Source organism: Streptomyces sp. SID9727 (genome assembly GCF_010550605.1).
Lineage (GTDB): Bacteria > Actinomycetota > Actinomycetes > Streptomycetales > Streptomycetaceae > Streptomyces.
Genome location: NZ_JAAGNI010000408.1, coordinates 1 through 7,910, shown reverse-complemented (window position 1 = coordinate 7,910; position 7,910 = coordinate 1). Strand labels below are relative to the sequence as shown.

The 7,910-nt window shown below is 73.7% G+C and carries 7 protein-coding genes; 3 read left to right on the top strand and 4 right to left on the bottom strand.

Features of this window, described 5'->3' with window-relative positions:
* The 3 genes from G3I41_RS28860 to G3I41_RS28850 form a co-directional block, all read left to right on the top strand.
* Positions 1-1,275: M60 family metallopeptidase (locus G3I41_RS28860; RefSeq protein ID WP_164403325.1), on the top strand; the 1,275-nt coding region annotated here is incomplete at its 5' end.
* Positions 1,276-1,304: 29 nt separating this feature from the next.
* Positions 1,305-3,695: a polysaccharide lyase 8 family protein gene (locus G3I41_RS28855; RefSeq protein ID WP_164403323.1), complete on the top strand. Its 2,391-nt coding sequence runs from the start codon at positions 1,305-1,307 to the stop codon at positions 3,693-3,695.
* Between the two features lie 29 nt (positions 3,696-3,724).
* Positions 3,725-5,647, top strand: a complete 1,923-nt coding sequence (locus G3I41_RS28850) for a DUF2264 domain-containing protein (RefSeq protein WP_164403321.1) — start codon at positions 3,725-3,727, stop codon at positions 5,645-5,647.
* Here G3I41_RS28850 and G3I41_RS28845 read toward each other — a convergent pair whose 3' ends face one another.
* Genes G3I41_RS28845 through G3I41_RS28830 form a run of 4 tightly spaced genes read right to left on the bottom strand, consistent with a single transcriptional unit; the run spans position 5,648 to position 7,731 of the window.
* On the bottom strand, positions 5,648-6,226 hold the full coding sequence (locus tag G3I41_RS28845; protein ID WP_164403319.1) for a GAF domain-containing protein: 579 nt from the start codon (positions 6,224-6,226) through the stop codon (positions 5,648-5,650).
* A complete protein-coding gene (locus tag G3I41_RS28840; RefSeq protein WP_239081886.1) occupies positions 6,223-6,945 on the bottom strand; it encodes an ATP/GTP-binding protein in 723 nt (240 codons plus the stop codon). The genes G3I41_RS28845 and G3I41_RS28840 overlap by 4 nt, the downstream gene beginning before the upstream one ends.
* Entirely contained in the window at positions 6,923-7,294 is a 372-nt protein-coding gene (locus tag G3I41_RS28835) for a DUF742 domain-containing protein (RefSeq protein ID WP_164403317.1), read from the bottom strand. The genes G3I41_RS28840 and G3I41_RS28835 overlap by 23 nt, the downstream gene beginning before the upstream one ends.
* A gap of 2 nt (positions 7,295-7,296) precedes the next feature.
* The gene (locus G3I41_RS28830) at positions 7,297-7,731 is read right to left on the bottom strand and encodes a roadblock/LC7 domain-containing protein (protein ID WP_164403316.1); all 435 of its coding nucleotides are present in this window, start codon (positions 7,729-7,731) and stop codon (positions 7,297-7,299) included.
* Positions 7,732-7,910: the final 179 nt, after the last annotated feature.

Genomic DNA, 7,910 nt, shown 5'->3' with positions numbered 1-7,910 from the left:
GCGGCCGCCCTCGGCCTCACCGCCACCGCCGCCCACGCCCGGCCCGCGACCGGCCGCCCCGTCTCCGTGACCGTCACCGGACGCCCCGCCGCCGAGGCCGAACGGCTGCGGCTCGCCCAGGCGTTGCGCGGCTCGGAGTTCCAGCCGACCGGCCTGTACGTGCCCGCCGGTGCCCCGCTCTCGCTGACCGTCCAGCCGTTCGACGGCCTCGTGCCCACGCTCTGGATCGGTGCCTGGGACTACTACGGCGAGGTCACCGAACCCCGCGGCTACCCGCTGACCGCCGGCGCCAACACGGTGGCCGACCCGCACGGCGGCCCGGTCTACCTGACGCTCACCGGCGACGGCGAGCGGGCGGGCGTGGTCTTCCGGTCCGGCGCGGTCCGCATGCCCGTCTTCACGCTGGGCCGGACCGGCGAGGCGGACTACCAGCACCAGCTGGACACGCTGACCGAGTCGCCCTGGGTGGAGCTGCACGCCCCGCACACGATCATGACGCTGACCCGCGAGGGCGCCCTGCTGCACCGCGACGAGGACCACGCGGCGCTGCTCCGGCTGGTCGAGACCATCATCGACTCGCACGCCCGGATCAGCGGGCTCGACGGCTCGAAGGCGGTGCACCGGCGCAAGGCCGGGCCGTACCACTTCACCGAGGTCAGCAAGGTGCCCACCGGCGTCGGCGCCTACGCCACCCACGGCTACAACGGCTTCCCGCGCGCCTACCTGGACCGTGCCACCACCGTCGAGGGCCTGCGCACCCGGGGCTGGGGGCTGTACCACGAGCTCGGTCACCTCCATCAGCAGATGGCGTACAAGCCGGGCGGCCTCACCGAAGTCACCGTGAACATCTACTCGCTCGCCGCGCAGCGCACCCTGAAGCAGCCGTCCAACCTCCTCACGGTCGATCCGGCGAGCGGTCAGACCGTGTTCCAGAGCTCGCGGGACAAGTTCGGCACGCCGGGTCTCACCTACGAGAAGTCGTTCGGGGCCTACGAGAAGCTGGTGCCGCTGCGCCAGCTGGAACTGGCCTACGGGGAGGACTTCTGGCCGCGCCTGCACAAGCTGGTGCGCGAGGAGAACCCGCAGTCCGACTACACCGAGAACGCCAAGCGCTACCGGGCCCTGGCCACCTTCTCCAGCCGGATCGCGGGCTACGACCTGACCGACTTCTTCGTGCGCACCTGGGCGTTCCCCATCGACGCGACGGGCCGCGCCGAGCTCGCCGCGCTGCGTCTTCCCCAGCCGCCCGTGGACCCGAGCACACTCTCCGACTGAGACCGCGACGACGAGGAAAGGGAGTCATCATGCGACTGAGCAGAAGGACCCTTCTCGCCGTGAGCGGCGCCACGGCGTCGGCGGTCCTGACGACGGGTCCGGTCCGGGCCGTCACACGCGAGGAGGAGCCGGTCAACGACTTCGACGTTCTCCTGGAGCGGGCCGGGGCCCTGCTCACCGGCGGCGCTTTCGACCCCTCGGACCCCGACTTCGCCGCAGGCGTCGCCGCTCTGGACGGCACGGCGGGCGCCCTGTGGGACACCCTGGACCGGACGGCCGGGCGGACCGCGCTGTGGCCCGATCTCGCGCCGCTCACCGATCCGGGCAACTTCGGCCAGAGCTACACGCGGCTGCGGACGCTCGCCGTCGCGTGGGCCACGCCCGGCACCGCGCTCTCCGGAAGCGCGGAGACGGCAGACGCGCTGCTCGGGGCGCTGCGTTTCGCGTACGACACGGCCTACCACCCCTCCGCGCGCGAGAGCGGCAACTGGTGGTTCTGGGAGATCGGTGCGCCGCGCGCGCTGATGGACTGCTGCGTCCTGCTGCGAGATCGGCTGCCGGCCGCCGATCTCGCGGACTACCTCGCGGTCGTCGACCGGTTCTGCCCGGACGCGGACCGCCGCACCAACTCCCCCACGCTGCCGGAGACCGGGGCCAACCGCACCGACAAGGCGGTGATCGTGGCGCTGCGCGGGCTGCTCGGCAAGGACGCGGACAAGGTGGCGTCGGCCCGCGACGCGCTCTCCGACGTACGCGACTCGGGCCGCAACAGCCTCTTCCGCTACACGACTTCGGGTGACGGCTTCTACGAGGACGGCTCATTCGTCCAGCACTCGGAGGTGGCGTACACCGGCTCCTACGGCACCGTGCTGCTCGGCGGCGCCGCCTGGCTGCTCTCGCTCCTGGCCGGCTCCGCGTGGGCGGTGACCGACCCGAAGGTGTCGGTGATGTACGAGGCCGTGGAACGGAGCTTCGTCCCGGTGGTCTTCGACGGGCTGATGATGGACGCGGTGCGCGGCCGGGCCGTCTCCCGGGAGCGGGCGGGCGACCACCGCGACGGGGCGGCGGCCGTCGCAGCGATCCTGCTCCTGGCGACCGGCGCCCCGGCCGGCCCGGCGGAGCACTGGCGCTCGCTGGTCAAGGGCTGGCTCGCCCGCAACCGCACCACCCCGTTCACCTCGCTGGCCACCCTGCCCCAACTCGCCCTGGCCAAGGAGGTGCTGGCCGACCGCGGGATCCGCCCCGCACCGCGCACCACGGGCAGCTTCGTCTTCGCCGACATGGACCGGGTCGTCCACCGCCGCCCCGGCTGGGCCTGCACCCTCGCGCTGTCCTCGAAGCGCATCTCCGCGTACGAGGCGGGCAACGGCGAGAACCTGCACGGCTGGTACACCGGCGACGGCATGACGTACCTCTACGACGGCGACGACCTCGGGCAGTACAACGACGGCTTCTGGCCGACCGTCGACCCGTACCGCCTGCCGGGCACCACGGTCGACACCCGCCCGCGCGACGACCTGGGCACGGGCGCCGGGACCTCCACCTACCGGCCCCCGAACGCGGTGGCGGGCGGCGCCGCGCTGGACGGCCGGTACGGCGCCGCCGCGATGGAGCTGATCGGCGCCCCGGGGAGCAGCCTGCGGGCCAGGAAGACGTGGTTCCTGCTCGACAACACCGTCGTGGCACTCGGCGCGGACATCACCTCGGACGACGGTCACCCGGTCGAGACGATCATCGAGAACCGCAACCTGGGCGCGGACGGCCTCAACCGGCTGCTCGTGGACGGCGTCCCGCGCTCGGGAAACGGCGCCTCCGAACGGGCCCGCTGGGCGCACATCGAGGGGGTCGGCGGCTATGTGCTGCCGGACGGGGCCGTCCTGCGCACCCTGCGCGAGGAGCGCACCGGCACCTGGCGGGCCATCGACACGGGCGCGGACACCGGCGGCAGCACCGACCCCGTCACCCGCCGCTATCTCACCCTCTGGCTCGACCACGGCCCCTCGCCCGACGGCGCCGGGTACGCCTATGTGCTGCTGCCCGGTGCCTCGGCGGCGGCGACCGCGGTCTGGTCGGCGTCCCGGCCGGTGCGCGTCCTCGCCAACGACGCCACCGCGCAGGCGGTGGAGGACCGCAGGACCGGCCTGACCGCCGTGCACTTCTGGGCCGCCGGTACGGCCGCGGGCATCACCGCGTCCGGTCCCGCGACGGTCCTGGTGCGGCGGCGCGGCGGGCGGGTGTCCGTGGCGGTCGCCGACCCGGGCCGGACGGGGACCTCCGTCACGGTCGGCCTGCCGTTCACCGTGCGCAGGGTGGTGGAGGCCGACGACACCGTCGAACTCACCCCGGGTCGCAGGCCGTCGCTCACCTTCGCCGTCGGCGGCTCCCGGGGCCACACCCACCGCGCCGAACTCGTCCAGTAGCCCCCGCACACACCAGGAGCACCACCGCCATGTCCGTCGCCCCGCATCTGCACCTGCCGCCCACCGACCGGATCCTGTCCTCCCGCACCGGCTGGACCCGGGCCCACTGGGAGGCGACCGCCGACCGGATGCTGGACGCGCTGACGCCGTACGCGACACCGGGCTTCGCCCAGTACCGGCTGCCCGGCCGGAACAGCTGGTCCGGTGTCGTGTCGGACGGGCTGGAGGGTTTCGCCCGGTCGTTCCTGCTGGCCGCGTTCCGGATCGCGGGCGCGGGCGGGGCGGTCGACCCCACGCTGATCGAGCGGTACGCGACGGGGCTCGCCGCGGGCACCGACCCGGGGAGCGGGGAGGCGTGGCCGCGCCTCACGGACTGCTCGCAGCAGCTCGTGGAGGCGGCGTCCGTCGCGATCGCGCTGCACGAGACCCGGCCGTGGATCTGGGACCGGCTCGACGCCCGGGTGCAGGAGCGGGTCGCCGACTGGTTCTCCGGCTTCGTCGGCGGACGCACCTGGGACAACAACTGGCGGCTCTTCCAGGTGGTTTCCGAGCAGTTCCTGGCATCGGTCGGGGCCCCGTACAGCAGGTCCGACATCGAGGGCGGGCTCGACAGGATCGAGGACTGGTACGTCGGTGACGGCTGGTACACCGACGGCAGCGGGCGCAACTTCGACTACTACATCGGCTGGGCCATGCATCTGTACCCGCTGCTGTGGGCACGCATCGCGGGCCCGGACGGCGAAGGGGGCCGGGCCGCCGTCTACCGGGAACGCCTCGGCCGCTTCCTGGAGGACTACCCCCGCTTCTTCGGCGCGGACGGCGCCCCTGTCCACCAGGGCCGGTCGCTCTGCTACCGCTTCGCGGCGCTGGCCCCGGTGTGGATGGGCACCCTCGCGGACTGCACCCCGCTCGCGCCCGGGCTCACCCGCCGCCTCGCCTCCGGGGCGCTGCGCCACTTCGCGGAGCGCGGGGTACCCGACGAACGGGGGCTGCTGACGCTCGGCTGGTACGACACGTTCCTGCCCGCCACGCAGCCGTACTCCGGTCCGGCGTCACCGTACTGGGCGAGCAAGGGCTTCCTCGGGCTGCTCCTCCCGGCGGACCACGAGGTGTGGACGGCGCGCGAACTGGCGCTGCCCGTCGAGGAGTCCGACACGTACACCGCGCTTCCGGCGCCCGGCTGGCTGCTGCACGGCACCCGGCACGACGGGATCGTCCGGCTCGTCAACCACGGCAGTGACCACAACCCGCTCCCGGAGGCGGGCGCCACCGACGCGGACGCGGGGGCGGGCGACGACGATCCGCACTACGCGAAGCTGGCGTACTCGACGGCGACCGCCCCGGAGTCCGCGCCGCACGCCTTCGCCCGGAACATCGACAACCACCTGGCGCTGCTCGCCCCGGACGGCACCCCGTCCCGGCGGCGCCGCGTCCACCCGGTCCGCTGCGAGGACCGCGTCGCCGCGTCCTGGTCGGCGGCCCGGCTGCCGGGCGACGAGCGCGCGTACCGGATCTCCACGACGAGCGTGCTGCACGGTCCGTGGGAGGTCCGGGTGCACCGGGTCGAGGCGCCCGAGGGCGCCGTGATCCGGGAGGGCGGCCACGCCGTGGCGCACCGGACGACCCCGTTCGCCGCCTCGGGGCCCGGCTGGGCGCTCGCCCGGACCGCAGACGGTCTGTCCAGCGCGGTGGTCGGGCTGTACGGCTGGGACGGCGGGCCGGAGGCCGCCGAGGTGGCGCGGGACGTCGAGGCCAACGCGTACGGACCGCACTCGGCGGTCCCGTATCTGCGCGGCGCTCCCCACCCGGGCGGTGTCACCGTCCATGTCACGCTCGTGGTGCTGTCCCGGGACAGCGTGCACCCGGAGGCGCTGCGCACGGCCGTACGGGTGCGGGCGGCCGGGGACGCGGTGACGCTGGAGTTCCTGGACGGCCGCAGGGTCGAGGTCTGATCAGAAGCGGGGGGCGTGGTCCTCCCTGCGGTCGAGGTGGCTGACAAGCTCCCGCGCCAGGGACTTGATGGTGTCCAGCCCCGCCCTTCCCCAGGGGCGGGGCACGGTGTCCACGGCGCAGACGGCGCCCAGGGCGATCCCGGTGCGGTCGATGAGCGGTGCCCCCAGGTAGGAGCGGATGCCTATGTCGTCCACGACCGGGTTGCCCGCGAAGCGCGGGTAGTCGCAGACGTCCTCCAGGACGAGCGCCTTGCGCCGGACGACCACGTGCGGGCAGTAGCCGTGGTCGAGGGCCACGTGCCGGCCGCTGCCCGCCGCGGTGGCCCCCAGGTCCGAGCCCTTGCGGGTCCCGGCGGGGGTGTGCAGTCCGGCGTAGAACTGCCGGTTCCCGTCGATGAAGTTGACCATCGAGAACGGCACGCCCGTCACTTCGGCCACCCGGTCGGCGAAGGCGTCGAAGTTGTCGAACGAGGCGTCCTCCCGCTCACCCAGGCCGAGGCTGCGCAGCCGACGGGTGCGGGCGGGCGCCTCGCTGTCCACGGGGGTCAGCAGCAGCCGCCCGGCGGCGCGCGGGATCACGACCGGGCCCCGAATCCGGCGTGCCCGGGGAGTGGCACGGCGTCGTCGGTGGCGTTGATGAGGTGCTGGACCAGCGTCACGAGGGTGCCCGTGCCGGAGCTGGCCATGCGGGCGTCGCACAGCACCACCGGCACCTCGGGCGACAGGTCGAGCGCGGCCCGCACCTCCTCGGGGCCGTAGCGGTAGGCGCCGTCGAACTCGTTGACGGCGACGACGAACCCGATGCCGCGCCGCTCGAAGAAGTCGACGGCCGCGAAGCACTCCTCCAGCCTGCGGGTGTCCGCGATCACGACCGCGCCCAGCGCGCCCTGCGAGAGTTCGTCCCACATGAACCAGAAGCGCTCCTGGCCCGGTGTGCCGAACAGGTACAGCACGTGCTGGTCGTCCAGCGTGATGCGGCCGAAGTCCATCGCCACGGTGGTGGAGGTCTTCGATTCGACGCCCTCCAGGCTGTCGGTCGCGGCGCTCGCCTGGGTCAGCAGCTCTTCCGTGCTCAGCGGCGCGATCTCGCTGACGGCGCCGACGAATGTCGTCTTGCCGACCCCGAATCCGCCGGCGACCAGCACCTTCAACGCGACGGGGAAGCCCTCGGGAGCGGCCGGCGGCACGGGGTACTCGGCGGTGGCGGTGTCCTGCCCGTACCCGCCGCCGGAGCCGTCGTCCGCGTAGCCGGAGCCGTCCGGGTAGCCGTAGCCGTCAGAGCTGTCGTCGTAAGCCATCGAGCACTGCCTCCAGCAGATGTCGGTCGGTGGGCGTGTCTTGGAAGGCGGGCGCGTGGGCGGTGACGGCGCCGCAGTCGACCAGGTCGGAGAGGAGGACCTTGGTCACGACGGCGGGCAGCCTGAGGTGTGCGGCGATCTCGGCCACCGACGTGGGGCCCTCGCAGAGGCCCAGGGCCACCGAGTGCTCGGGGCCGAGGTGGGTCTGCGGAACGCTCCCGGTGGCCATCACGAGGGACAGCAGGTCGAGCACGGCCGTGGGACGGGTACGGCCGTTGCTCACCGTGTAGGGGCGGATGAGGCGGCCCGCCGCGTCGTCGAGCAGCGGTCCGTCCTGGGTGACCGCCATGGTCACAGCCCCGCGGCGCCCGGTGTCCCGGCCGTCTGTCTCACCGGGGTCATCAGGTAGGGCCGCACACTCTTCACCAGCATGGTCATCTCGTAGCCGAGGACGGCGGCGTCGGCGTTGCGGCCGGCGAGGACGGCCAGACAGGTGCCGGAGCCGGCGGTGGCGACGAAGAGGAGCGTCGAGTCGAGCTCCACGACCACCTGCCGGACCTCACCGTTGTCCCCGAATCTCGCCCCGGCGCTGCGGCCGAGCGAGTAGAGGCCGGCCGCCAGCGCCGCCATGTGGTCGGCGCTGTCGGCATCCATGCCGTGGAGGGACTTCACCAGCCCGTCGGCGGAGAGCAGGACCGCGCTGCGGGTGTACGGCACGCGCTGGACCAGGCCGCTCAGCAGCCAGTCGAGGTCCGAGACCTGACCGGACGGCATATCGGTCGCCATGGGGCATCTACTCCTTGATGGGGTTCGCTGCGAGTGGGTCGTGGTCGCCGGGGTGGGGGCCGGCTCCACGCAGTTGCGCGGGGGCGGCGGCGCCCCGGACGGGGAGCGGCCGGGCGGGTGCGCCGAGTTGGGCAGCCGTCGTCGTGTGCGTGGCACCGGCCGGCCGGTCGGGCGCGGGC

What these genes read in the sequence shown, in the direction of transcription:
- G3I41_RS28850 (WP_164403321.1), top strand. Translation starts at nt 3,725, where the DNA reads ATGTCCGTCGCCCCGCATCTGCACCTGCCGCCCACCGACCGGATCCTG.
- G3I41_RS28840 (WP_239081886.1), bottom strand. Translation starts at nt 6,945, where the DNA reads ATGGCTTACGACGACAGCTCTGACGGCTACGGCTACCCGGACGGCTCC.
- G3I41_RS28830 (WP_164403316.1), bottom strand. Translation starts at nt 7,731, where the DNA reads ATGGCGACCGATATGCCGTCCGGTCAGGTCTCGGACCTCGACTGGCTG.
- G3I41_RS28835 (WP_164403317.1), bottom strand. Translation starts at nt 7,294, where the DNA reads ATGGCGGTCACCCAGGACGGACCGCTGCTCGACGACGCGGCGGGCCGC.
- G3I41_RS28855 (WP_164403323.1), top strand. Translation starts at nt 1,305, where the DNA reads ATGCGACTGAGCAGAAGGACCCTTCTCGCCGTGAGCGGCGCCACGGCG.